We start from the raw sequence: 25,882 nt of genomic DNA, 5'->3' as shown, positions 1-25,882 counted from the left end.
AAATTGAACCTTCAAGGAGGACTTTCGTGAAACTGAAAGCACTGGCGCTGGCCGCCGTAATGAGCACGGGCGTAATGTCAGCGATGGTACAAGCGGGTGAAGTCCCGAATGGCCCGCATGTCGTCACCTCTGGTCAGGCAAGCGTAGATGCCCGTCCTGATATCGCGACACTCTCCATCGTGGTGAATGTTTCCTCGAAAGATGCGGCTGATGCGAAAAAACAAGCTGATGACCGCGTGGCGCAATATTTCGATTTCCTGCAAAAGAACGGTATCGAGAAGAAAGATATTGATGCGGCAAACCTGAGCACGCAACCGGAGTATGACTACACCAAAGAAGGCAAGTCGGTACTAAAGGGCTATCGTGCGGTGCGCCAGGTGCAGGTGACGTTACGTCAGCTGGATAAACTGAATGAGTTACTGGACGGTGCGCTGAAATCTGGCCTGAACGAAATCCGCTCGGTGGAGCTGGGCGTAGCGAATGCCGATGCCTATAAAGATCAGGCGCGCAAAGCCGCGATTGCTAACGCTACTCAGCAGGCCGGTGCACTGGCAGAAGGCTTCAACGCGAAATTGGGCCCGGTGTACAGCATCCGCTATCACGTGGCGAACTATCAGCCAATGCCAATGGCGCGCATGTATAAAGCGGCTGCGGCCCCTGCGGATACCACCGCGCAGCAGACTTATGAGCAGCAGAGCATTCACTTTGACGATCAGGTTGATGTGGTGTTCGAGATCAAGCCGAATACAGCTCAGTAATCTGATGTGTTGAATCGTAGCGGCGTGATTGAGTGTGCTGAATGGCGGTGAAACTGCCGTTCATTTGCGCAATCAATTAAGCCGCTACGTTAATCTGCATTTGGGCTTATGCCGCCGCCGTATCCTGACGCAACACGCGATGACCGTGTGCGATCAACGCATCCGTCACGCTACGCATCAAACGGCTCTCTGGCGCAAAGCGGTGCCAGTAAAGCATGCGGCGCTGGTACAGGCCTGGCGTCAAATCCACCAAATCACCTTGCGCCAGTTCACGCTCAATCTGTAAGTGCGGGATCATACAGCACACTGAACCCTGACGCGCCAACTGCACAAAGGCTTCCGACGAGTTAACGATGTGGCACGGTACGCTGCCCGGTGACAGATCGAAGTTCTGCTGTAAAAACGCCTGGTGCATATCATCCAGATGGTCAAACGCCACCGCTGGGGCTTTCAACAAAGCAGAGCGCGTGACGCCATTTGGGAAGTAGCGCGCAGCGAAATCTGGCGACGCGCAGAACAGATAATCCAGAGCACCCAACTGATCCACCAGACAACTCGGCAGCGGCTGCGGCTGGATACTGACAGCGCCGACCACTTCACCGCGACGCAAGCGTTCCTGGGTACGGGTTTCATCTTCTACCTGCAAATTCAGGCGCACCGGCGAATCGGCCAGCACGTCTTTCAGTGCAGGCAGCAGCCAGGTCGCCAGACTGTCGGCGTTGACCGCCAGTGACAGCAGCAGTGGCGTAGTACCGCCGTTGTCATCACCCAGCCACTCTTCTTCCAGCAACTCCACCTGATGTAGCAGCGCCAGCAGTTTTTGTCCTTGCTCGGTCGGACGCGGCGGCACGGTGCGCACCAGCAGCGGCTGACCAAATAAATTTTCCAGCTGTTTAATGCGCTGTGACACCGCAGACTGCGTGATGCAGAGTTTTTGGGCCGCACGCTCAAAACCGCGCTCGCGAATCACAGCATCCAGCGCCTGAAGCGTTCGATAATCCGGGCGTTTCATTGTTGTTCTCTCTCGTTCAGGATGGAAAGTACTATGCCACAAAACTGTCATATTGTGCTGCGGCGGATTTTTGCGGGCTGGCTTCCAAAGGCTTAAATCGATGCGTTAACAGCCGCGCATTTTCACGACGCCTTGTTTTATACTACGCGCACTTCGATGTCGCACAGGTTTTAAACATACCATGACCCAGGATGAACTGAAAAAAGCGGTTGGTTGGGCAGCACTGCAATACGTGCAACCCGGCACCATTGTTGGCGTTGGCACCGGTTCAACAGCGGCGCATTTTATTGATGCGCTTGGCACCATGAAAGATCAAATTGAAGGCGCGGTCTCCAGTTCGGAAGCCTCGACGGAAAAACTCAAAGCCCTGGGAATTCCGGTTTTTGATCTGAATAACGTCGATGAGCTGTCGGTGTACGTTGATGGCGCGGACGAGATTAATCCACAGATGCAGATGATCAAAGGCGGCGGCGCAGCGCTGACGCGTGAGAAAATTGTCGCAGCCGTGGCGAAAAAGTTTATCTGCATTGCGGATGCCTCCAAAGAGGTGGACGTGTTGGGCAATTTCCCGCTGCCGGTGGAAGTGATTCCGATGGCGCGCGCGTTTGTCGCGCGTGAACTGGTGAAGCTGGGCGGCCAACCTGAGTATCGTCAGAATGTGGTGACCGACAACGGCAACATTATTCTCGACGTGCATAATCTGCGTATTCTCGACCCGATTGCATTGGAAAAAACCATCAATGCACTGCCGGGCGTGGTCACCGTTGGCTTGTTTGCCGCGCGTGGCGCTGATGTTGCCTTAATCGGCACAGCAGATGGCGTGAAAACCATCACTTATTGATCTGATAGCGTACTCACCGGCGCGTGTGCTGCGCCGGTTATTTCCATCTGCAAAACATCTTTTCTTGCTGGGGTGAAATTTGGTGACTTATGTCACAAAAGATTCATCAACAGCAGGTTCGTACTTCGGCGCACTCGCATCCCACGATTTTGTACGGCTTTGTGCTGCCTCAACGTGGGCGCGTGCTGGCGGTCAGGCAATCGTTTGTATTGCCGCGCTCGAAATTTTTGATATTTTGGCAGAAGGCTACCTTATGGTAGTCCTCGTTGAATTCTGAATAGGGTCGGGAAATGGCAAAGGTATCACTGGAAAAAGACAAGATTAAGTTCCTGCTGGTGGAAGGCGTTCACCAGAGTGCACTGGATAATCTGCGTGCTGCGGGTTACACCAACATCGAATTCCATAAAGGGGCACTGGATGCGGAGTCGCTGAAGTCCTCCATCCGCGATGCGCACTTCATTGGTATCCGTTCCCGCACCCAACTGACCGAAGAGATCTTTGCGGCGGCCGAAAAGCTGGTCGCGGTAGGCTGCTTCTGCATCGGTACTAACCAGGTTGATCTGAATGCTGCTGCAAAACGCGGTGTGCCGGTCTTCAATGCACCATTCTCTAATACCCGTTCGGTAGCCGAACTGGTGATCGGCGAAATGCTGCTGATGCTGCGCGGGATCCCTGAAGCAAACGCCAAAGCACACCGTGGTATCTGGAACAAAGTGGCGAACGGCTCGTTCGAAGCGCGTGGTAAGAAGCTGGGCATCATTGGTTACGGCCATATCGGGATGCAGCTTGGCGTGCTGGCAGAAGGCCTGGGCATGCACGTGTTCTTCTACGACATCGAGACCAAATTACCGCTGGGTAATGCGACTCAGGTTCGTCACCTGTCTGATCTGCTTAACATGAGCGACGTGGTCAGCCTGCACGTACCAGAAAATGCCTCAACGCAGAATATGATTGGCGCAGACGAGTTAGCGCTGATGAAGCCGGGCGCACTGCTGATTAACGCCGCACGCGGAACCGTGATTGATATTCCAGCCCTGTGCAACGCCCTGGCGAACAAGCATCTCTCCGGTGCGGCCATCGACGTCTTCCCGGTTGAGCCAGCGACCAACAGCGATCCGTTCAACTCACCGCTGTGCGAGTTTGATAACGTGATCCTGACGCCACATATCGGGGGCTCCACTCAGGAAGCTCAGGAAAACATCGGCCTGGAAGTCTCGGGCAAGCTGGCGAAATACTCTGACAACGGTTCTACGCTGTCCGCCGTTAACTTCCCGGAAGTGTCCCTGCCGATGCATGCCGCCAGCGCCAGCCGCTTGCTGCACATCCATGAGAACCGCCCAGGCGTGTTGACCGCGATTAACCAGATCTTTGCCGAGCAGGGCATCAACATTGCCGCTCAGTATCTGCAGACCTCGCCGGTGATGGGTTATGTGGTTATCGATATCGATGCAGAAGAAGATGTGGCGGAAAAAGCGCTGCAGCTGATGAAAGCGATTCCGGGCACCATTCGCGCCCGTCTGCTGTACTGATGATTCAGGGCACTTTGCGTGCCCGTTCATCTTGCTGATTGCTCAGGGCGCCACCTCATTTGGCGCCTTTTGTTTTATCGTTCGGCGCTATCCCACTGCCACAGCTTTGACGGCGTTAAAATAGCAGGCAAAGGGACATCCCATGCCGCGACTGGCAATGTCTCAACACGCTGGCAATCGTGCGCAATGCCCATCGGTAAAAAGCCATGCTGCTGCCAGTGCTGCAGGGTGCGATCGTAAAAACCTCCCCCCATCCCCAATCGCTGACCCTGGTGGTCAAATGCCACTAACGGCACCAGCATCACATCCAACTGATCGAGTGTGGCCATCTGCGTGATATCCAGCGGCGGTTCAGGGATGCGCAATTTGTTTGGGGCCAGTGACGTTTCAGGCGTGTAACGCAGGAACAGCAGATGCCCGGGAGCGAAAGGATGCAGTACCGGCAAATAAACCTGCTTTTTCTGCTGCCACAGCTTGGCAATCAGCGGGCGGGTGTTGATTTCGCCATCGACAGATAAAAACAGCGCGATGCGTTGGGCATTAGCGATAGGCGCAAAGTTGATAGCGTGCTCGGCGAGCAGATCGGCAGCTTGCTCCTGCTGTTCAGGCGTAAGGTTGCGGCGCAGATGGCGCACATGCTGGCGGATGTCCTGGCGATCAAGTAGGGAAGGTGCGGTCATGATGTCCCCGGCAGAGTCGGCAATTTGACCAACTATATCATGCGAAGCGGGAGATTCTCGTCATACTTCAGGTACAGGGGACTAACTGCGCTCATGCACCCCAATCACTCAATTCGTTAAGCTGATTGGGATCCATTTGCTTGCCGCCTTGCTGAAACATAAGTCTCTGGCGAAGGGGACTAAAGAGGAGATCTCCGAGATGCCGCCGCAGGCTGTAACCCTTGAACCCATGGTTCAAGGTGAACATGCCGTCACAATTATTAGGCTTCTCGGACGGACCGAGCATGCGCACAAATTGTGGATCGTCACATTCTGTTGGTATTAAATATCGGCTCAGGGGACGGGCCCGCTTGCAAACATCTCAGAGAAAATTGACTTCACCGTCACTCTAACACGAGTACCATGAAGTGTTATTCGAATTTAGGGCCCTGGCGATCAGTTATGCGACCTTGCTCAACTAATGCTTGTTCAATGGTCTGCTGCAGCATGCGGATACGTTGTTCCATGTTTGCTGCATAGTCGCGCGTCTTGCCTTTTTCCTGTGCCAGCTCGTGGCAGATGTTTAAGGCGGCGATGAACACCAGTTGCTCTGTATTGGTGACTCTAGTGCGAACTTTTAAATCTTGCAACCGTTGATTGAGATCCTCTGCAGCCAGATTTAGCGCATCTTGCTGTTCGGGCGGACAATTTACTCTCAATGAACGACCAAAAATCTGAATATCTACCGGTTGTGCAGACATGCCACCATCCTGACTGATTACTCTGTTCGCATCTCCCTTACCTGTCAATGGGTTGGGAGGTGCGCAACTATATAGAGCCGCGATATAAGTTACAACCCCTTTTCTGGAAACCCTGAGGCACCTGGTGGTAGCATAACACGAACTTATTCTGCCAACGACGACCAAAGCCTATGTCTTTACAGAACGAAACTCCTGGTTACAACGCGCTAGCCGCAGCCCTTTCTCAGCAGGGCGTGGGCATGACGCCAGCCGAAATGCACGGATTGCTGTCCGGTATTTTGTGTGGTGGCAACAAAGATGCCAGCTGGAAAACCAAGATCCACGACCTCACCAACGACGGCATGGCGTTTTCACAAAGCTTGTCACAGCCGCTGCAGGCGCTGCATGAAAATCTGAGCAATACGTTGGAAGATGAGGGTTTCATGTTCCAGCTGATGCTGCCGGAAGATGATGACATCACCGTCTTCGATCGCGCCGATGCGCTCGCGGGCTGGGTCAACCATTTCCTGCTCGGCTTAGGCGTCACGCAGCCCAAGCTGGATAAAGTGACCGGCGAAACCGGTGAAGCGATTGACGATCTGCGCACCATCGCGCAACTCGGTTACGACGAAGATGAAGATCAGGAAGAGCTGGAGCAGTCGCTGGAAGAAGTGATTGAGTATGTGCGCGTGGCGGCCTTGCTTTGCCATGACACATTCACTCGTCAGCACACGCCAACTGCGCCGGAAGTGCAAAAGCCAACGTTACACTAAGTGCGTTATTGCGGGCGCGTGGTGCCCGTTTCAACAGGGAGTGCAAACATGATTACACTGGATACTTTCCAGCAACGTCGTCAGGCGCTGATTGCCCGTATGGCACCTGGCAGCGCCGCTTTGATTTTCGCTGCACCTGAAGTGACCCGCAGCAACGACACGGAATACAACTTCCGCCAAAACAGCGACTTCTGGTATTTCACCGGGTTCAATGAACCGCAGGCGCTGTTAGTGCTGATCAAAAGTGATGACAAGCATAACCACAGCGTGCTGTTCAATCGTGTTCGCGACCTTACCGCAGAGATCTGGTTTGGCCGCCGCCTGGGGCAAGATGCCGCACCCGCTAAGCTTGGCGTTGACCGTGCTTTACCGTGGGATGACATCGGTGAGCAATTGCAGCAGCTGCTCAACGGGCTTGATGTGGTGTATCACGCTCAGGGTGAGTACGCAGAAGCTGACCAACTGGTGTTCAGCGCGTTGGAAAAACTGCGCCGTGGCTTCCGTCAGAATCTCAGCGCGCCTGCTACCGTTACCGACTGGCGGCCGTGGGTGCACGATATGCGCCTGTTTAAAAGCGAAGCCGAAATTGAGATTCTGCGCCGTGCGGGAAAAATCAGTGCGCTGGCGCATACTCGTGCGATGCAAGCTTGCCGTCCGGGGATGTTTGAGTATCAGCTCGAAGGCGAAATTCACCATGAATTCAATCGCCACGGCGCACGCTTCCCTTCTTACAACACCATCGTGGGATCGGGTGAGAACGGCTGCATCCTGCATTACACCGAAAACGAAAGTGAAATGCGCGATGGCGATTTGGTGCTGATTGATGCGGGTTGTGAATTCCACGGGTATGCCGGTGACATCACCCGCACCTTCCCGGTTAATGGCAAATTCACGCAACCCCAGCGCGAGATTTACGACATCGTGCTGGCCTCGCTGTACAAAGCGCTGTCGATGTTCCGCCCTGGCGTCAGCATCCACGACGTCAATGACGAAGTGGTGCACATCATGATCACCGGTCTGGTCGATCTCGGCATTCTGGAAGGCAATATCGATACGCTGTTCGAAGAGCAGGCGCACCGCCCGTTCTTCATGCACGGCTTGAGTCACTGGCTGGGGCTGGATGTGCATGACGTCGGCCATTACGGTACACCAAGCCGTGATCGCATTCTCGAACAGGGTATGGTGCTGACCATTGAACCGGGTCTGTACATCGCGCCGGATGCGAAAGTCCCGCCGCAGTATCGCGGTATCGGTATTCGTATCGAAGATGACATCGTGATCACCGCTGACGGCAACGAAAACCTGACCGACAGCGTCGTGAAAGATGCCGATGCGATTGAAGCCTTGATGGCAGCGGCACGCCACGCATGAGCATTTTGATTGCAGGCGGCGGTATGACCGGGGCAACCCTGGCGCTGGCGATTTCGCATCTGACGCAAGGCCAGCTGCCCGTCACGCTCATTGAGCGCAGTCTGCCGGATAGCCGCAAACATCCTGGTTTCGACGGCCGAGCGATTGCATTAGCGGCGGGCACCTGTCAGCAGCTGGCGGATATCGATGTATGGCGCTCGCTCGCAGATTGCGGCACGCCAATCACGGATATTCACGTCTCTGACCGTGGCCACACCGGTTTTGTGCAGCTCAAGGCGGATGATTATCAGGTCCCAGCGCTGGGGCAGGTGGTTGAGCTGTTTGATGTGGGACAGCGCCTGTTCCAGCGTCTGAAAAGTGCGCCTGGCGTGACGCTGCGCTGCCCGGATTACGTCACGACGGTGGAGCGCATAGCAGAGTCTGTCACGGTGACACTTAACAGCGGCGAGCGGTTACAGGGCGCGTTGCTGGTGGCAGCCGATGGCTCACGTTCGCCACTTGCGGCGTCATGCGGCATGACCTGGCAGCGGGACGATTACCAGCAGCTAGCGGTGATTGCCAACGTTACCACGCAGCAACCGCATCAGGGACGTGCTTTTGAACGCTTCACCGAGCACGGCCCGCTGGCACTATTACCGATGTCTGGCAATCGCATGTCGCTGGTGTGGTGTCATCCCGTCGAGGCAGAAGCGACAGTTAAACAGTGGGATGATGCGACCTTCCTGCACGAGCTTCAGCAAGCGTTTGGCTGGCGCTTAGGGCGTTTCACCCATGCCGGCCAGCGCGAAGTGTATCCGCTGGCGCTGCAAACCGCTGAACGTCAGGTAGCGCATCGCCTGGCGCTGGTGGGCAATGCGGCGCAAACGCTGCATCCGATTGCGGGCCAGGGGTTTAATCTGGGCCTGCGCGATGTGATGTCGCTGGCGGAAACGCTGGCAGGTGCACATCGTCAGCAGCAGGATGTGGGCAGCTATGGCGTGTTGCAGCACTTCGCTGCGCGTCGTCAACCGGATCGCGCCGCGACAATCGGCGTGACCGATGGCCTGGTGCGGCTGTTTGCCAATCGTTATGCGCCCTTAGTGGCGGGAAGAAATTTTGGGCTGGTGGCAATGGACCATCTGCCATGGCTGCGAAACCCACTTGCCGCGCGCACGCTCGGCTGGGTAAAGCGTTAAGCATGAATTAAGGGGCAGCAATGCAAACATTTGATGTGGCTATCGCCGGTGGCGGTATGGTAGGTCTGGCCGTTGCCTGCGGATTACAGGGCAGCGGCCTGCGCGTTGCCGTGCTGGAGAAAGCACCTGAGCCACAATTTGATCCAGCGAGCGCCGCATCGATTCGCGTCTCGGCGATCAACGCTGCCAGCGAACGTCTGCTGCAAAAACTGGATGTCTGGTCCAGCATCCTGGCGTTGCGCGCCAGTGCCTATCACGGCATGGAAGTGTGGGATCAAGACAGCTTTGGTTCCATCAGCTTTGATGATGAGCAGCAAGGCTTATCCCATCTCGGTCATATTATTGAAAACGAAGTGATTCACAGCGCATTGTGGCAGCGCGCCAGTCAGTGCAGCGACATCACCTTATTTGCCCCTGCGCAGTTGCAGCAGGTGGCCTTTGGCGACAACGAAGCGTTCGTCACTTTACAGGACGGCAGCATGATGAGTGCGCGCCTGCTGATTGCCGCGGATGGCGCAAACTCCTGGCTGCGCGATAAAGCCGATATCCCGATTACCTTCTGGGATTACGATCATCATGCGCTGGTTACCAATATTCGCACCGATATGCCGCACGATGCGATTGCGCGTCAGGTGTTCCATGGCGATGGCATTCTGGCGTTCCTGCCGATGCAGGACCCGCATCTCTGTTCTATTGTCTGGTCATTGTCGCCGCAGGAAGCGGCGCGGGTGCAATCGATGCCAGAAGCGCTGTTCAATCAGCATTTGTCTGTCGCCTTCGATATGCGCCTCGGCTTGTGCCATGCTGAAAGCGAGCGCAAAACCTTCCCACTGATGGCGCGCTATGCCCGTAACTTTGCCGCACACCGCCTGGCACTGGTAGGCGACGCCGCACACACCATTCATCCGCTGGCCGGGCAGGGCGTCAATCTTGGCTTTATGGATGCCGCAGAACTGATCGGTGAAATTCGTCGCCTGCATCAGGAAGGCAAAGATATCGGACAGCACCTTTATCTGCGCCGTTATGAGCGCAGCCGCAAGCACAGTGCGGCAATGATGCTGGCGGGCATGCAAGGATTCCGTGAGCTGTTTGCGGGCACCCACCCGGCGAAAAAGCTGCTGCGTGATGTGGGATTGAAACTGGCGGATACACTGCCGGGCGTAAAACCGATGATGCTGAAACAGGCCATGGGGCTCAATGATATGCCCAGCTGGATTCGTTAAATTCTTTTCAAATGGCGCCGATTCAGGCGCCATTTTTTTTGCAAGATTCACTGTCTCGTCATACCAAAAGCCGATCCTAAAAGTGACCGCTACGTCTGCGCTGGGACGTTGCAGGCTGTGTTCAGACAAGCGCACATTAAATGGCTTTTTCACCCTATGCACTGCTCTGGTGCGTCTCTGCACTCAAATTGCGCCTCGTTTGATTTATTCTAATTTTACTCGTCAATTCGCATTACTTTAACTAATGATAGTGTTGCGAGTTCTCCGGACCTTTTTGCCGTACTGAGGCGTGAGTTCCATTATCAGGCTGTGTTTATCGTTCTTAATTGTATTTTATGCGTAGTTAATCACAAAAATGCAGTGAATTGTTCTGGGTTGGGTTTGGTGCGTGCTAAGGGAGTGATACTGTTTCGCCCTCGTTTTCCTTATGGTTAATCGCCGCGTTCGGTGGTAACTTCAGCACAAAGAGAACGTTTGCGTCAGCCGGTACAGGCGGCGCAGGCGCGTCACACTCACTTGTTTCACAGGATGGTTATGACTCAGCAAACGCCTCTATTCGAACAGCATCAGGCATGCGGTGCGCGCATGGTGGATTTCCATGGCTGGATGATGCCACTGCATTATGGCTCGCAAATGGATGAGCATCATGTCGTGCGCAACGATGCCGGTATGTTTGATGTTTCCCACATGACCATCGTCGATCTGCGCGGTGTCCGCACCCGTGAATTCCTGCGTTATCTGCTGGCCAACGATGTCGCCAAACTGACGCAACCCGGCAAAGCTCTCTACACCGGCATGTTGAATGCTTCGGCTGGCGTCATTGATGATTTGATTGTTTACTTTATGACCGAAGACTTTTTCCGCTTAGTGGTGAACTCCGCGACGCGTGAGAAGGATTTGGCGTGGATCAAACAGCACGCTCAGCCGTTTGGTGTCGAACTCACCGAACGTGACGATCTGGCGCTGATTGCTGTTCAAGGTCCGCAAGCGCAGCAGAAAGCACAGACGCTGTTCACTGCGGCGCAGCGTGAAGCGGTGGCAGGCATGAAACCGTTCTTTGGTGTGCAAAGCGAAAACCTGTTCATTGCCACCACCGGTTATACCGGTGAAGCCGGTTATGAAATTGCGATGCCGAACAGTGAAGCGGCCGATTTCTGGCAGAAACTGCTGGCGGCAGGCGTCAAACCGGCTGGCCTGGGCGCGCGTGACACGCTCCGCCTGGAAGCGGGGATGAATCTGTACGGTCAGGAAATGGATGAAGGCGTTTCACCGCTGGCGGCCAACATGGGTTGGACGGTGAGCTGGGAACCTGCCGATCGCGATTTCATCGGCCGCGAGGCGCTTGAAGCGCAACGTGAACATGGCACTGAAAAGCTGGTGGGTTTGATCATGACCGAAAAAGGGGTGTTACGAAACGGCTTGCCGGTGCGTTTCACCGATGAACAAGGTCAGCCACAGCAGGGTATTATTACCAGTGGTTCCTTCTCCCCGACGCTGGGTTACAGCATCGCGCTGGCACGTGTGCCAGCGGGCATTGGTGAGCAAGCGATTGTAGAGATCCGCAATCGTGAAATGCCGGTGAAAGTCATTAAACCGATTTTTGTTCGCGCCGGTAAACCGGTCGCTCAGTAATTTTTCAGGAGAAATGGCGATGAGCAATGTGCCTAATGAATTGAAATACCGCGATAGTCACGAGTGGGTGCGTAAAGAAGCCGATGGCACCTTCACTGTGGGTATCACTGAACACGCGCAGGAACTGCTGGGCGATATGGTGTTTGTGGATCTGCCTGATGTAGGCGCCACTTTCGCTGCCGGTGATGACTGCGCCGTCGCGGAGTCGGTGAAAGCCGCCTCAGACATCTATGCCCCCCTAAGCGGTGAAATCGTTGCTGTGAACGAAGAACTGGCCGACGCACCGGAGCTGGTCAACAGCGAACCGTACGCAGCGGGCTGGTTATTCCGTATCAAAGCCAGCGACATGTCAGAACTTGATTCTATGCTCGACGCCGATGCCTACAAAGGCGCTATCGACGAGTAACCGGTAGTCATCGAAGGTGCTGCACTGCAGCGCCTTCTTTTTTATCTGCCTGATTTAATGCCGTTTTTGTAACCCAGCCCGATTCAGGATTTACTGCAAATGACCCAGACTCTCAGCCAGCTTGAACATAACGGTGCTTTCATTGAGCGCCATATCGGTCCTACACCCGCGCAGCAGGCCACCATGCTGGAAGCGATTGGTGCCAGCTCTCTGGAATCACTGATCAGCGCCATCGTGCCTGCCGATATCCAACTGCCAGGCCCGCCTGCGGTCGGTGATGCCGCGACCGAACAGCAAGCGCTGGCAGAGCTGAAAGCCATTGCCAGTCAGAACCAACGTTACAAATCCTGGATCGGCATGGGCTACAGTGCCGTGATCACTCCGCCGGTTATCCTGCGTAACATGCTGGAAAACCCAGGTTGGTACACCGCATACACCCCGTACCAACCAGAGGTCTCACAGGGCCGCCTTGAGGCGCTGCTGAACTTCCAAACCCTGACGCTGGACTTAACCGGGCTGGATATCGCCTCTGCTTCACTGCTTGATGAAGCCACCGCGGCTGCCGAAGCGATGGCGATGGCGAAGCGCGTCAGCAAACTGAAAAATGCCGGTAAATTCTTTATCGCCGAAGACATCCATCCGCAAACCCTGGATGTGGTGCGCACGCGTGCAGAAACCTTTGGTTTTGAACTGATCATCGACAGCGCCAGCAAAGCGCTGGATCACGACGACCTGTTTGGCGTGCTGCTGCAGCAAGTGGGCACCAGTGGTGAAGTGCATGATTACCGTTCACTGATTGCCGAGCTGAAAAGCCGTAAAGTTGTGGTGAGCGTGGCTGCCGATTTCATGGCGCTGGTGCAGTTAGAAGCGCCAGGTAAGCAGGGCGCTGATATCGTCTTCGGATCCGCTCAGCGCTTTGGTGTGCCGATGGGTTACGGCGGTCCGCACGCCGCCTTCTTCGCTAGCCGCGATGAGCACAAACGCTCCATGCCGGGCCGTATCATTGGCGTTTCGCGCGATGCCGCAGGCAACACCGCGCTGCGCATGGCGATGCAAACGCGTGAACAGCATATTCGTCGTGAGAAAGCCAACTCCAACATCTGTACTTCTCAGGTGCTGCTGGCGAACATCGCCGGTCTGTATGCGGTTTATCATGGTCCAGTGGGCCTGAAGCGTATCGCCTCGCGCATCCACCGTTTGACCAGCATTCTGGCCGCGGGTCTGAAAAAGGGTGGCCTGAAGCTACGCCACAACAGCTGGTTCGACACCTTAACCGTTGAAGTAACCGATAAAGCGGAAGTGCTGAATCGTGCGCTGAGCTTTGGCGTTAACCTGCGCAGTGACGTGCTTAACGGCGTGGGTATCACCCTGGATGAAACCACCTCACGTGAAGACGTGCAGGCGTTGTTTGCGATTCTGCTGGGTGATGCACATGGTCAGGAAATTGATGCCCTGGATGCCAGCGTAGCCGCAGAAAACAGTGCTATTCCGGCAGGCATGTCACGTGAAAGCGAGTTCCTGACCCATCCCGTGTTTAACCGTCATCACAGCGAAACCGAGATGATGCGTTACATGCACAGCCTGGAGAAAAAGGATCTGGCACTGAACCAGGCAATGATCCCGCTCGGTTCCTGCACCATGAAACTCAACGCTGCTGCCGAAATGATCCCGATTACATGGCCAGAATTTGCTGAACTGCATCCATTCTGCCCGGCAGAACAGGCTTCAGGCTATCTGCAGATGATTGGCCAGCTGTCACAGTGGCTGGTGCAGCTCACCGGTTACGATGCACTCTGCATGCAGCCCAACTCTGGCGCACAGGGTGAGTATGCCGGTCTGCTGGCGATTCGCCGTTATCACGAAAGCCGCAATGAAGGGGGACGTAATGTCTGCCTGATCCCAAGTTCTGCACACGGCACTAACCCGGCATCTGCACAGATGGCGGGCATGGCAGTGGTGGTGGTGGCCTGTGATAAACAAGGCAACATCGATCTCGGCGATCTGCGCGAGAAAGCCGCTCAGGTTGGCGATGAACTGTCATGCATCATGGTGACCTATCCTTCAACCCACGGCGTTTACGAAGAAACCATTCGTGAAGTGTGCCAGATCGTGCATCAGTATGGCGGTCAGGTTTACCTGGACGGTGCCAACATGAACGCACAGGTGGGTATCACCACGCCAGGTTACATCGGCGCCGATGTCTCGCACCTTAACCTGCATAAAACCTTCTGCATTCCACACGGCGGTGGTGGTCCAGGTATGGGACCGATTGGCGTGAAAGCGCATCTGGCACCGTTTGTTCCGGGCCACAGCGTGGTGCAAATCGATGGCGTGCTGACACAGCAGGGCGCGGTATCCGCCGCGCCATTTGGCAGCGCCTCAATTCTGCCGATCAGCTGGATGTACATTCGCATGATGGGTGCGGAAGGTCTGAAGCAGGCGAGTTCGGTAGCGATTCTGAATGCCAACTATATTGCCAGCCGTCTGCAATCCGCTTATCCAATTCTGTATGCAGGTCGCGATGGTCGCGTGGCGCACGAATGTATTCTCGATATTCGTCCGCTGAAAGAGCAGACCGGCATCAGCGAGTTGGATATTGCTAAGCGCCTGATCGACTACGGCTTCCATGCGCCAACCATGTCCTTCCCGGTGGCCGGAACGCTGATGGTTGAGCCAACGGAATCCGAAAGCAAAATCGAGTTGGATCGCTTTATCGATGCGATGCTCTCCATCCGCATGGAGATTGACCGCGTAGCCGACGGCGAATGGCCCGCTGAGGATAATCCGCTGGTGAATGCACCTCATACCCAGATGGAGATCGTTGGTGAGTGGGCGCATCCGTACACCCGCGAACTGGCGGTGTTCCCGGCAGGCAGCGCCAACAAATACTGGCCAACCGTGAAGCGTCTGGATGATGTGTTTGGCGACCGCAATGTGTTCTGCTCCTGTGTTCCAATGAGCGAATACCAATAATTTAGCGGTTGTGCTGGGGGCTGCCATGGCGTTGGTCGCTCCCATTCATCCCCTTCACGGACTACTGTGGACTGCCGGGAAGAGTGGGACCAGCAGCCTTGTGCAACTTAAATTATTTTTGGCTAAACACTTTTTGAACACCTATTCTGAGGGCCGAGAAATCGGCCCTTTTTCTATTTTGGAGGCAACATGGATCTGGCATTAGTCACTGGCGGTAGCCGTGGCATTGGACGCGCAACAGCACTGATGTTGGCGCAGGCGGGCTATCGTGTTGCGGTCAATTATCGCCAGCGCATTACTGAGGCAGAGCAGGTGGTGGCAGAGATTGCAGAGATGGGCGGCAGTGCATTCGCCTTACAGGCCGATATTGCCATTGAAGCGGAAGTGGTGCGCATGTTTCAGCAGCTTGATCAGCAGGCAGGCAACCTGCGCGTGCTGGTCAACAATGCCGGGATTTTGTTTACGCAGTGTCGCGTGGAAGATCTCGATGCTGAGCGTATTCAGCGCGTGTTCGCCACCAATGTCACCGGTACGTTTATCTGCTGTCGGGAAGCGGTGAAGCGCATGAGTACCGAACACGGCGGGCAGGGCGGTTCGATAATCAATGTTTCCTCAGCGGCTGCACGTCTCGGTGCGCCGGGCGAGTATGTTGATTACGCGGCGTCAAAAGGGGCGATGGACACGCTGACTAAAGGCTTATCGCTGGAAGTGGCGGCGCAGGGCATTCGCGTCAATAGCGTGCGGCCGGGCTTAATCTATACCGAGATGCACGCCGATGGGGGTGAACCTGGCAGAGTCGATCGTGTAGCCCGTTCGCTGCCGATGCAGCGCGGTGGTCAGGCTGAAGAGATCGCCGCTGCGATTATCTGGCTGGCAAGTGATGCCGCTTCTTACGTCACCGGCACCTTTATTGATGCGGCAGGTGGTCGCTAATCTTCTGATTGACTATTTGACACTGAGGCGGCGTGATCGACAGCGCTGCCATCGGCTATTTGTCACACGCCTGCCATAGAATTATTTTAGCGTACATGTGTACTCTGAAATTTTTCCCGGTTACCCTGATGTTGATTAAAAACACAGTTCTTAACCCGTTTTCCAGGACGTTAGCGCATGGCACAGAATCGAATACTTGCTCAGGGTTACTCGGTAGCCGAAGAGATCGCCAACAGTATTAGCCACGGAATCGGCTGCATTTTCGGCGTTGTTGGTTTGGTATTGTTGTTAACACAAGCCGTTGATATGCGCGCTGATGTCACCGCCATCACCAGTTACAGCCTGTATGGCGGCAGCATGATTTTGCTGTTTCTCGCCTCAACGCTCTATCACGCCATTCCGCACCAGAAAGCGAAATATTGGCTGAAGAAATTGGACCACTGCGCAATCTATTTACTGATCGCGGGCACCTATACACCTTTCCTGTTAGTGGGGCTGAAATCTCCGCTGGCGCAAGGATTGATGGTGGTGATCTGGAGCCTGGCGCTGGCAGGTATCATCTTCAAACTGACGATTGCCCACCGCTTTAAAGCACTGTCGCTGGTCACCTATCTCAGCATGGGCTGGCTGTCGCTGGTGGTGATTTATCAGTTGGCGACAAAGCTGTCAGCCGGAGGTGTGTGGTTGCTGGCTGCGGGCGGGATTGTCTATTCGCTGGGGGTGATTTTCTATGTCTCACGGCGTATTCCATATAATCACGCCATCTGGCACGGCTTTGTACTCGGCGGCAGCGTACTGCACTTCTGCGCGATCTACTTTTATGTAGCCTAAGCATGTTGCCATAAACAGCGTCATCAATTGGGTAGAATATTCGGCCATGTCGCCATAAATGACGTCATCAACCGGGTGCGATAATCGGCCTGGTCGCCATAAATAGCGCCATCAACTGGGTGGAATACTCGGCCAGGTCGCCGTAAATGGCGCCATCAACCGGGTGTGATTTTCGGCAAAGTCGCCATAAATAGCGACTTTATGGGGGAAGCATGCGGGTTTTCCAGAGGTGCGCATGAATGCGCACCAGAAAGGCAAATCAATCGACCAGTGAATACGGTAGCGGCTGAATGGTCAGCTTCCCGCCTTCATCACCTTCCACGCGCAGCACGCTGTCTGGCTCCAGATCGTTGTTCATCACCACCTGTACCCAAACGCTGCCGTCGTCCAGCTGCACACCGCTCAATACGGTGCCGGTGCGACGCCATTTGTCGCCCATCTGCAGCTCCATGGAACCGTCAGCCTGCGGTACTTTGCTGGCGCTACCCGCCAGCCAGTAGAGCGCACGCTTATTGGCCCCGCGGAATTTAGCTCGCGCCACCATCTCCTGACCGGTGTAACAGCCTTTCTTAAAGCTAATCGCATCCAGCGCCTGCAGGTTGGTTGCCTGCGGAATTAACTGCGCGCTGGTGGCGGTTTCAATCACCGGAATGCCCGCTTCAATATCCAGCGCCAGCCACTGCGTGCTGTCATTGAACTGTGCAGCACCGGCTAACTTCTCTTTCAACGTTTCTGCCTGAGCCAGCGTGGTCACCAGCAGGAAACGTTCGGCGGGGTGTTCAAACCACAACAGCGTGCTCTCGCCATGTTGTACCACCGGTGTTTCTGCATCCGGCAGGGTGGCAAACACATCAGCCAGTGCCGTGCGTGCCTGAAAACCGGCCACACCCAGCAGCACTGCATCATCATCGGCAGCGATGGTGACTTTGGCGAACACCGCATATTTCTTCAGTTCGTTAAGCTGCTGTTCTCGCAGATTGCGGCGAACGATGTAGGCGTAACCTTCGCCGCGGTGGAACAGACGCAGGTTGCTCCACATTTTACCTTTTGCGTCACAATGGGCTGCCAGACGATGCTGGGTGGCGTCCATTGCTGCAACATCTAAAGTGACCTGGCCTTGCAGATATGACGTACTGTCTTTGCCCTGCACTGACACCAGCGCCCACTCGTCGAGGGAGATCAGGGTTAATGGCAGGCGTGATGCCGCAGCTGGCTGGCGTGGCGGAAGGGTGAAAATCGGCATGGGTGCGTCCTGATTAATAACAATATTGCTTCCAATGTTAAAAGAGCAGTGCTGCTTTGCAACCTGTTTACCTAATCTGGCGCACAAATCGCGTGATAACCCTGCAATGGGTAGAACTGTTGTGCGCAATATCACGCAGCATTCAGCGCTGCGCCTGCAGGCAGAGAAAAAAGCAGGTACACTGAGCGCCACTGTTTTCAGCCATGGAAAAAAGACACATGGAAATTCATGATAAAGCTCGCGTTCAGTGGGCGTGCCGTCGCGGCATGCTGGAGCTGGATGTCTCGATCATGCCGTTCTTCAAATACGAATATGACTCGCTCACGGACACCGATAAGCAGGTGTTTATCGCCCTACTCAAGAGTGACGATCCTGACCTGTTTAACTGGTTGATGAACCACGGCGAACCCGCTGACCCAGAGTTCAAGCGCATGGTGCAACTGATTCAGCAGCGCAACCGTGAACGCGGACCGGTTCCAATGTGATGTGCAGCCGTCACGCAGCGCTCGGGCGCTTAACGTGACGCTGTATATGCTGGTCACCGTTTGGCTGTTGAGTCTTGAGTGGCTCGAGGGCGTGGTGTGGGGTCAAGCCCCACTGCTGATTCTGATGCTGCTGGAGTGTGGGCGCAATGAACGTCGGCTCAGGCAGCGCACCGGTCGCTTAGGGCTGGATGAACAGGGTGACTGGCATTGGCGTGGAACGCGCTGGCAATTAGCGCGGCAGGCAGATTGGTTGCCTTTCGGCGTATTGTTGACGTTGCAAAATCAGCAGGGCAAGCGCTGGCGGCTGTGGTTGATGATGGATAACCTGCCGCCCTATGCATGGCGCTCACTGCGCGCCTGCTTGTTTTCTGCGTGACAGAGATGCGCCGCGTTAAAGCAGTGCGGCCGTTTCCGTCAGAATCTGTTCGCACCACTGTTCGACACGATCTTCACTCAGCTCGAACTGATTCACGTCGTCGAGTGCCAGGCCGACAAACTGGGTGCCGTCAGCTGTGAGTGGCTTTTTGCTGGCAAACTCATAGCCTTCCAGCGGCCAGTAACCGACAAACTGCACGCCCATTGGCTGCAGCAACTCATGCAACATGCCGAGTGCATCTAAGAACCATTCTGAATATTCGGCCTGATCGCCCATGCCGTACAGCGCGACAATTTTTCCCTGCAAATTCAGCGCGGACAGTTGCTGCCACACCGCTTCCCAGTCCTCCTGCAACTCACCGAAATCCCAGGTGGGAATGCCGAGGATCAGCAAATCGTACTGCTCCATCAGCGAGGGATCTTCATCTTTGAGGTTGTGCAGCGTGACTAACTCTTCACCGATAAAATCGCGAATCTTCTCCGCCGTCATCTCGGTGTAACAGGTACTTGAACCGTAAAACAGACCGATATTCATGCAATTAATGCTCTGACTGAAACTCACTTTGGCGCAATTGTACCAGAAGCAGGTGACTTTCAGGCATAATGAGCACGATTTCACACGTGTTTGGGGGGAACCGTGCAGGATAGCGATCTGATTGAACAATTTCTGGATGCGCTCTGGATTGAGCGTAACCTGGCGCAAAATACCCTTGCGTCCTACCGCCAGGATTTGCAAACGCTCACCAGCTGGTTACACCACCACGAACGCACGCTGCTGACGCTGGAAGCGCTTGACCTGCAGCAGTTTCTCGCCGAACGCGTCGAAGGCGGCTACAAGGCCACCAGTTCTGCGCGTACGCTCAGCGCGATGCGCCGTCTGTTTCAATACCTCTATCGCGAAAAGCTGCGTAGTGATGACCCCAGCGCACTGCTCTCCGCGCCCAAACTGCCGCAGCGATTGCCAAAAGACCTCAGTGAAAACCAGGTAGAACGTCTGCTGCAGGCACCGAGTATTGATGTGCCGCTTGAGCTACGTGACAAAGCGATGCTGGAACTGCTGTATGCCACCGGTTTACGTGTTTCGGAGCTGGTAGGCTTAACCCTCAGCGACATCAGTTTGCGTCAGGGTGTGGTTCGTGTGATTGGTAAAGGTAATAAAGAGCGACTTGTGCCATTAGGTGAAGAAGCGATTTACTGGCTGGAGCACTATATGGCGCACGGTCGGCCGTGGTTGTTGAATGGGCAAACACTGGATGTGATGTTCCCCAGTAACCGCGCGCAACAAATGACGCGTCAGACTTTCTGGCATCGCATCAAACACTATGCAACCCTTGCCGGTATCGACAGCGAAAAGCTATCACCACACGTGCTTCGCCACGCATTTGCCACACATTTACTGAACCACGGTGCGGATTTGCGCGTCGTACAGATGTTGCTGGGACACAGCGACCTCTCCACCACCCAAATTTATACGCATGTGGCCACTGAGCGCCTGCGTCAGTTACATCAACAGCATCATCCGCGTGCTTGAACCGCGGCAACAAGGAATTGAGATGAAAAAACAGTTAACGATGCTGGCATTGCTGGTCAGCGCCTTTGCCGGTCTGGCTCATGCCGATGACAGCGCCATTCAGCAGGCCCTGAAAAAACTCGGTTTGCAGCAGACCGAAATTCAGCCTTCACCTCTGCCAGGCATGAAAACCGTGCTGACCGAGAGCGGAGTGCTGTACGTCTCTGAAGATGGTAAACACATGATCCAGGGCCCGCTGTACGATGTCAGCGGTGCACAGCCGGTGAACGTGACTAACCAACTGCTGGACAAAAAAATGAACGCGCTGGCGCCGGAAATGATCGTCTATAAAGCGCCAAAAGAGCAGCATGTGATTACCGTGTTTACCGATATCACCTGTGGTTACTGCCACAAGCTGCATGAGCAGATAGCCGACTACAATGCGCTGGGCATCACCGTTCGTTACCTGGCCTTCCCGCGTGAAGGTTTGCACGGCCAGGTGGAAAAAGCCATGCGCGCCGTTTGGTGCAGTGCCGATCGCAACAAGGCCTTTGATGCCGCGATGAAGGGCGATGTACCGCAAATGGATGCGCCAGCGACCTGTAAGATCGATCTGGATAAGCATTACCAACTCGGCATCCTGTATGGCATTCAGGGCACCCCAGCGATTCTCACCGATACCGGCGCGATGATCCCGGGCTATCAAGGTCCGCAGGAGCTCAAACAAGTTCTTGATGGTCAGAAGCGGGGCGGTTAATTCACAGTGATGCATTCTGTCGAACTGCGTCGGCGTGAAATTCAGGCTGACGCCAGCTTACCTGATACCATACCCCCGTTACTGCGCCGTTTATACCTGCAACGCGGTGTCAAAGAGGCCGCTGAGCTAGAGCGTGGTGCAAAACATCTGCTGCCGTGGCAAACCCTGGGTGGCATCGATCAAGCGGTAGCCTTACTGCATCAGATGCTGGAAACAGGCCGCCGTATTGTGGTGGTCGGTGATTTTGATGCCGATGGCGCAACCAGCACCGCATTAACCGTCTTAGCGCTGCGCAGCATGGGCGGAAACGTCGATTATCTGGTGCCAAACCGCTTTGAGGATGGCTACGGCCTGAGTCCTGAAGTGGTCGAACAGGCTCGTGCGCGCGGTGCGGAGATGATTCTCACCGTGGATAACGGCATCTCTTCCCATGCAGGCGTAGAAACCGCCCATCAGCACGGTATTCCCGTGCTGATCACCGATCACCACTTGCCTGGCGAAACGTTGCCAGCAGCGGAAGCGATCGTTAACCCGAATCTCAATGACAGCGCATTCCCTTCGCGTTCGTTAGCGGGTGTGGGCGTGGCGTTTTATCTGATGCTGGCGCTGCGTGCGCACCTGCGTCTGCAGAACTGGTTTAGTGATGGCCGAAACGAACCTAATCTGGCGGAGTGGCTGGATCTGGTCGCGCTAGGTACGGTGGCTGACGTGGTGCCGCTGGATGCCAATAACCGCATTTTGGTGTGGCAGGGCTTGAGCCGCATCCGCGCCGGAAAATGCCGGGCGGGTATCCGCGCGCTGCTGGAGATCGCCAACCGCGATGCGCGTCAACTGGCGGCCAGCGACCTCGGTTATGCCGTCGGGCCTCGCCTCAATGCAGCCGGTCGACTGGATGATATGTCGGTCGGCGTGGCTCTGCTGCTCACCGAAGACATTGCGCAGGCGCGTATGCTTGCCAACGAGCTTGATGCGCTGAACCAGACGCGCAAAGAGATTGAGCAGGGCATGAAGAGCGAAGCGCTGGCGCTGTGCGATGAGCTGGAACGCCAGCACACCGATCTGCCGCTGGGGCTGGCCTTCTATCATCCCGAATGGCATCAGGGCGTGGTCGGCATTCTGGCATCACGGTTGAAAGAGCGTTTCCATCGTCCGGTCATCGCCTTCGCACCAGCCGGCGATGGCACGCTAAAAGGCTCGGGTCGTTCGATTGCTGGCTTGCATTTACGTGATGCGCTGGAGCGTCTCGATACGCTCTATCCCGGCATGATGATGAAGTTTGGCGGCCACGCGATGGCGGCGGGCCTGTCGCTGGAAACCGAAAAATACGAACTGTTCCGCGAGCGCTTTGCTGCGCTGATCGACGAATGGCTGGATGGCGAAGCGCTGCAGGGCGTGATCTGGTCTGATGGCGAACTGCACGCACAGGAGTTCACGCTGCACACCGCCGAAATGCTGCGTGAAGCCGGTCCGTGGGGCCAGACGTTCCCGGAACCGGTGTTTGATGGCCAGTTCAAACTGCTGCAACAAAAGCTGGTGGGCGAGCGTCACCTGAAGGTCATGATTGAGCCACTGGGCGGCGGACCGCTACTGGATGGTATCACGTTTAACGTTGATACTACCTTGTGGCCGGATACCAGCGTGCGTCAGGTGAAGCTGGCCTACAAACTCGATATCAACGAATACCGTGGCAACCGCTCGGTTCAACTGATTATCGACCATATCTGGCCGGTATAACCGCGTCATTCATTCGGGTGCGTGTAAAAGCGCACCCGGTAACCTGCTGCGAGTGACCCTGGCTCGCCATTGTTGGTCACCGAATCCCTTTGGGCGCATAAAAACCTATTCTGTTGCGCTATCTCGCATACCTGCAATGCTACAAAGTACGCGCAGTTTCGGGTAAACTAGCGCGTTACTTTTTATCTCCTTTCACCGAATCGTCAAAAAAGACTGAAAAGCCATGTTTGAAATTAATCCGGTCAAAAATCGTATTCAAGACCTCACTGAGCGCAGCGACGTTCTTAGGGGGTATCTTTGACTATGATGCCAAGAAAGAACGCCTCGAAGAAGTAAACGCCGAGCTGGAACAGCCTGACGTCTGGAACGAACCTGAACGCGCGCAGGCGCTGGGTAAAGAACGCGCTTCGCTGGAAGCGGTAGTAGAAACCTTAGATCACATGCGTCAGGGCCTGGAAGATGTGCAGGGCTTGCTGGATCTGGCGGTTGAAGCCGATGACGAAGAGACCTTCAACGAAGCCGTTATCGAGCTGGATGGTTTAGAAGCCAAGCTGGGCGAACTCGAATTCCGCCGCATGTTCTCAGGCGAGTATGACAGCGCCGACTGCTACATGGATATTCAGGCCGGTTCTGGCGGCACCGAAGCGCAAGACTGGGCCAGTATGCTGCTGCGCATGTACCTGCGCTGGGCGGAAGCCAAAGGGTATAAAACCGAAATTATCGAAGAGTCAGACGGTGAAGTGGCTGGGACCAAATCGGCCACCATTAAAATCATCGGTGACTACGCGTTTGGCTGGCTGCGTACCGAAACCGGCGTCCATCGCCTGGTGCGTAAGAGTCCATTTGACTCCGGCGGCCGTCGTCATACCTCATTCAGTTCGGTGTTTATCTACCCGGAAGTGGATGACAACATCGATATCGACATCAATCCGGCCGATCTGCGTATCGACGTTTACCGTGCCTCGGGTGCGGGTGGTCAGCACGTTAACAAAACCGAGTCTGCAGTGCGTATTACCCACTTGCCGACCAACATTGTGGTGCAGTGCCAGAATGACCGTTCACAGCACAAGAACAAAGATCAGGCTTTCAAGCAGTTGCGTGCGAAGCTGTACGAATATGAGATGCAGAAGAAAAACGCTGACAAGCAGGCCGCGGAAGACAACAAATCCGATATCGGCTGGGGCAGTCAGATTCGCTCATACGTACTCGACGATTCGCGTATCAAAGATCTGCGCACCGGCGTAGAGACGCGCAACACCCAGGCGGTGCTGGATGGCGACATCGACCGCTTCATTGAAGCAAGTTTAAAAGCAGGGTTATAAGGAACCGACATGTCTGAACAACAACCGCAGAGCGCTGATGCCGCCCTTGAGTTAAACAACGAACTGAAAGCGCGTCGCGAAAAACTCAGCGCGCTGCGTGAAAAGGGCATCGCGTTTCCTAACGATTTCCGCCGCGATACCACGTCAGATGTGCTGCACGCCAGCTATGACGCTAAAGAGAACGAAGAGCTGGAAGCGCTCGGCGTTGAAGTGAGCGTGGCCGGCCGTATGATGACCCGCCGCATCATGGGTAAAGCCTCTTTTGCTACGCTGCAGGACGTTGGCGGCCAGATTCAGATCTACGTTTCACGTGACGATCTGCCAGAAGGCGTCTACAACGAGCAGTTCAAAAAGTGGGATCTGGGCGATATCCTTGGCGCGCGCGGTAAGTTGTTCAAGACCAAAACCGGTGAGCTGTCGATCCACATCACTGAACTGCGTCTGCTGACCAAAGCACTGCGTCCGCTGCCGGATAAATTCCACGGCCTGGCCGATCAGGAAACCCGTTATCGTCAGCGTTATCTCGATCTGATCTCTAACGACGAATCACGTAACACCTTTAAAGTGCGCTCAAAAATCATGGCCGGCATCCGTCAGTTCATGGTGAATCGCGACTTTATGGAAGTGGAAACGCCGATGATGCAGGTGATCCCTGGCGGCGCGTCAGCCCGTCCGTTCATCACCCATCACAATGCGCTCGACATTGATATGTACCTGCGTATTGCACCGGAGCTGTATCTGAAGCGTCTGGTCGTCGGCGGCTTCGATCGCGTGTTCGAGATCAACCGTAACTTCCGTAACGAAGGTATTTCGCCACGTCATAACCCAGAGTTCACCATGATGGAACTCTATATGGCGTATGCGGATTACAAAGATCTGATCGAACTGACTGAAAGCCTGTTCCGCACCCTGGCGCAGGACGTGCTGGGCACCACTGAAGTGCCTTACGGTGACCACAGCTTCGATTTCGGCAAGCCATTTGAGAAGCTCACCATGCGTGAAGCGATCAAGAAATACCGTCCGGAAACCGACCTGAACGATCTGGAAGACTTTGATAAAGCTGTCTCGATTGCCAAATCGCTGCACATCAAAGTGGAAAAGAGCTGGGGTCTGGGCCGCGTGGTGACCGAGATCTTCGAGGAAACCGCAGAAGCACATCTGATTCAGCCAACCTTCATCACCGAATACCCGGCTGAAGTGTCACCGCTGGCACGTCGTAACGACGAGAACCCGGAAATCACTGACCGCTTTGAGTTCTTTATCGGCGGCCGTGAAATCGGTAACGGCTTCTCCGAGTTGAACGATGCAGAAGATCAGGCTGAGCGTTTCCTGCAGCAGGTGAATGCAAAAGACGCGGGCGATGACGAAGCGATGTTCTACGACGAAGACTACGTCACCGCACTGGAGCACGGCCTGCCGCCAACTGCAGGTCTGGGCATCGGTATCGACCGTATGGTAATGCTGTTCACCAACAGCCACACCATCCGTGACGTGATCCTGTTCCCTGCACTGCGTCCAAGCAGTAAATAAGGCAAAACCTGCGCACTTTGCAGTGAGCCTATAGAGGCCGCCATTTATGGCGTAATGCCGATCAGTTAAG

At 55.1% G+C, this 25,882-nt stretch carries 24 protein-coding genes and 1 other RNA gene; 19 read left to right on the top strand and 6 right to left on the bottom strand.

All coding sequences use genetic code 11. From position 1 onward, the window contains the following. Positions 1-26 precede the first annotated feature (26 nt). Complete coding sequence (locus VI01_RS07680) at positions 27-758, top strand: oxidative stress defense protein (protein WP_045814671.1); 732 nt, start codon at positions 27-29, stop codon at positions 756-758. Between the two features lie 106 nt (positions 759-864). Here the strand turns inward: VI01_RS07680 and VI01_RS07675 are convergent, their stop codons facing one another. After that, positions 865-1,770: a LysR family transcriptional regulator ArgP gene (locus VI01_RS07675; protein WP_038644982.1), complete on the bottom strand. Its 906-nt coding sequence runs from the start codon at positions 1,768-1,770 to the stop codon at positions 865-867. Between the two features lie 181 nt (positions 1,771-1,951). On the opposite strand from VI01_RS07675, the gene rpiA reads away from it, so the two are divergent. Together rpiA and serA are read left to right on the top strand one after the other, a co-directional pair. Next, complete coding sequence (gene rpiA, locus VI01_RS07670) at positions 1,952-2,611, top strand: ribose-5-phosphate isomerase RpiA (protein WP_038644984.1); 660 nt, start codon at positions 1,952-1,954, stop codon at positions 2,609-2,611. A 290-nt stretch (positions 2,612-2,901) separates the two neighbouring features. Beyond that, complete coding sequence (gene serA, locus VI01_RS07665; protein ID WP_038644986.1) at positions 2,902-4,140, top strand: phosphoglycerate dehydrogenase; 1,239 nt, start codon at positions 2,902-2,904, stop codon at positions 4,138-4,140. 74 nt (positions 4,141-4,214) lie between these two features. On the opposite strand, the gene VI01_RS07660 is transcribed toward serA, so the two are convergent. The 3 genes from VI01_RS07660 to zapA all read right to left on the bottom strand — a co-directional run bounded on the left by VI01_RS07660 (position 4,215) and on the right by zapA (position 5,560). Next, entirely contained in the window at positions 4,215-4,820 is a 606-nt protein-coding gene (locus tag VI01_RS07660) for a 5-formyltetrahydrofolate cyclo-ligase (protein ID WP_045814670.1), read from the bottom strand. A gap of 187 nt (positions 4,821-5,007) precedes the next feature. Further along, positions 5,008-5,191: non-coding RNA, 6S RNA (ssrS, locus tag VI01_RS24790), on the bottom strand. A gap of 39 nt (positions 5,192-5,230) precedes the next feature. Next, complete coding sequence (gene zapA, locus VI01_RS07650; RefSeq protein ID WP_034823204.1) at positions 5,231-5,560, bottom strand: cell division protein ZapA; 330 nt, start codon at positions 5,558-5,560, stop codon at positions 5,231-5,233. Positions 5,561-5,730: 170 nt separating this feature from the next. Between zapA and VI01_RS07645 the strand changes: the two genes are divergently transcribed. The 9 genes from VI01_RS07645 (at position 5,731) to VI01_RS07605 (ending at position 16,856) form a co-directional block, all read left to right on the top strand. Next, on the top strand, positions 5,731-6,312 hold the full coding sequence (locus VI01_RS07645; RefSeq protein ID WP_045814669.1) for a YecA family protein: 582 nt from the start codon (positions 5,731-5,733) through the stop codon (positions 6,310-6,312). A 48-nt stretch (positions 6,313-6,360) separates the two neighbouring features. Then, the gene (pepP, locus tag VI01_RS07640; protein ID WP_045814668.1) at positions 6,361-7,683 is read left to right on the top strand and encodes a Xaa-Pro aminopeptidase; all 1,323 of its coding nucleotides are present in this window, start codon (positions 6,361-6,363) and stop codon (positions 7,681-7,683) included. Then, positions 7,680-8,858 (top strand): 2-octaprenyl-6-methoxyphenyl hydroxylase, encoded by a 1,179-nt coding sequence (gene ubiH, locus VI01_RS07635; RefSeq protein ID WP_045814667.1) that lies wholly within the window; start codon positions 7,680-7,682, stop codon positions 8,856-8,858. The genes pepP and ubiH overlap by 4 nt, the downstream gene beginning before the upstream one ends. Positions 8,859-8,878: 20 nt before the next feature. Next, positions 8,879-10,081: an FAD-dependent 2-octaprenylphenol hydroxylase gene (gene ubiI / locus VI01_RS07630; protein ID WP_038644997.1), complete on the top strand. Its 1,203-nt coding sequence runs from the start codon at positions 8,879-8,881 to the stop codon at positions 10,079-10,081. Positions 10,082-10,615: 534 nt separating this feature from the next. Next, positions 10,616-11,713, top strand: coding sequence for a glycine cleavage system aminomethyltransferase GcvT (gene gcvT, locus VI01_RS07625; RefSeq protein WP_045814666.1), 1,098 nt, complete (start codon positions 10,616-10,618; stop codon positions 11,711-11,713). 19 nt (positions 11,714-11,732) lie between these two features. Further along, positions 11,733-12,119, top strand: a complete 387-nt coding sequence (gene gcvH / locus VI01_RS07620) for a glycine cleavage system protein GcvH (RefSeq protein ID WP_045814665.1) — start codon at positions 11,733-11,735, stop codon at positions 12,117-12,119. Positions 12,120-12,218: 99 nt separating this feature from the next. Continuing rightward, positions 12,219-15,092 carry an aminomethyl-transferring glycine dehydrogenase gene (gene gcvP / locus VI01_RS07615; RefSeq protein WP_045814664.1) on the top strand — a complete coding sequence of 958 codons (2,874 nt, stop codon included), beginning with the start codon at positions 12,219-12,221 and terminating at the stop codon, positions 15,090-15,092. Positions 15,093-15,281: 189 nt separating this feature from the next. Next, positions 15,282-16,025: an SDR family oxidoreductase gene (locus tag VI01_RS07610; protein WP_045814663.1), complete on the top strand. Its 744-nt coding sequence runs from the start codon at positions 15,282-15,284 to the stop codon at positions 16,023-16,025. Between the two features lie 177 nt (positions 16,026-16,202). Continuing rightward, positions 16,203-16,856: a hemolysin III family protein gene (locus tag VI01_RS07605; RefSeq protein WP_038645007.1), complete on the top strand. Its 654-nt coding sequence runs from the start codon at positions 16,203-16,205 to the stop codon at positions 16,854-16,856. A gap of 259 nt (positions 16,857-17,115) precedes the next feature. On the opposite strand, the gene ygfZ is transcribed toward VI01_RS07605, so the two are convergent. Continuing rightward, entirely contained in the window at positions 17,116-18,099 is a 984-nt protein-coding gene (gene ygfZ / locus VI01_RS07600; protein ID WP_045814662.1) for a tRNA-modifying protein YgfZ, read from the bottom strand. A 218-nt stretch (positions 18,100-18,317) separates the two neighbouring features. Between ygfZ and sdhE the strand changes: the two genes are divergently transcribed. Both sdhE and VI01_RS07590 read left to right on the top strand, forming a co-directional pair. Beyond that, positions 18,318-18,584 carry an FAD assembly factor SdhE gene (sdhE, locus tag VI01_RS07595; RefSeq protein WP_038645011.1) on the top strand — a complete coding sequence of 89 codons (267 nt, stop codon included), beginning with the start codon at positions 18,318-18,320 and terminating at the stop codon, positions 18,582-18,584. A gap of 34 nt (positions 18,585-18,618) precedes the next feature. Continuing rightward, positions 18,619-18,960: a protein YgfX gene (locus tag VI01_RS07590; RefSeq protein WP_231638478.1), complete on the top strand. Its 342-nt coding sequence runs from the start codon at positions 18,619-18,621 to the stop codon at positions 18,958-18,960. Between the two features lie 15 nt (positions 18,961-18,975). Here VI01_RS07590 and fldB read toward each other — a convergent pair whose 3' ends face one another. Beyond that, positions 18,976-19,494: a flavodoxin FldB gene (gene fldB, locus VI01_RS07585; RefSeq protein ID WP_038645015.1), complete on the bottom strand. Its 519-nt coding sequence runs from the start codon at positions 19,492-19,494 to the stop codon at positions 18,976-18,978. Positions 19,495-19,596: 102 nt separating this feature from the next. On the opposite strand from fldB, the gene xerD reads away from it, so the two are divergent. From xerD to lysS, 5 genes are all read left to right on the top strand, one after another. Continuing rightward, positions 19,597-20,490, top strand: a complete 894-nt coding sequence (gene xerD, locus VI01_RS07580) for a site-specific tyrosine recombinase XerD (protein ID WP_045814660.1) — start codon at positions 19,597-19,599, stop codon at positions 20,488-20,490. A gap of 22 nt (positions 20,491-20,512) precedes the next feature. Further along, complete coding sequence (gene dsbC, locus VI01_RS07575) at positions 20,513-21,226, top strand: bifunctional protein-disulfide isomerase/oxidoreductase DsbC (RefSeq protein ID WP_045814659.1); 714 nt, start codon at positions 20,513-20,515, stop codon at positions 21,224-21,226. Between the two features lie 9 nt (positions 21,227-21,235). Continuing rightward, positions 21,236-22,960: a single-stranded-DNA-specific exonuclease RecJ gene (gene recJ / locus VI01_RS07570; protein WP_045814658.1), complete on the top strand. Its 1,725-nt coding sequence runs from the start codon at positions 21,236-21,238 to the stop codon at positions 22,958-22,960. 223 nt (positions 22,961-23,183) lie between these two features. Next, positions 23,184-24,282 (top strand): peptide chain release factor 2 gene (gene prfB, locus VI01_RS07565; RefSeq protein ID WP_097118019.1). Its coding sequence is split into 2 segments (ribosomal slippage): positions 23,184-23,258 and positions 23,260-24,282, totalling 1,098 coding nucleotides; the frame shifts between segments, so codons are not numbered across the junction. A gap of 9 nt (positions 24,283-24,291) precedes the next feature. After that, positions 24,292-25,812, top strand: coding sequence for a lysine--tRNA ligase (gene lysS, locus VI01_RS07560; RefSeq protein WP_045814657.1), 1,521 nt, complete (start codon positions 24,292-24,294; stop codon positions 25,810-25,812). The last annotated feature ends 70 nt before the right edge of the window (positions 25,813-25,882 follow it).

The sequence above is a fragment of the Pantoea sp. SM3 genome, from assembly GCF_000963995.1.
In the GTDB taxonomy this organism is placed as follows: domain Bacteria; phylum Pseudomonadota; class Gammaproteobacteria; order Enterobacterales; family Enterobacteriaceae; genus Pantoea; species Pantoea rwandensis_B.
The sequence above is the reverse complement of the archived record's forward strand: the minus strand, read 5'-3'. Positions and strand labels throughout refer to the sequence as shown.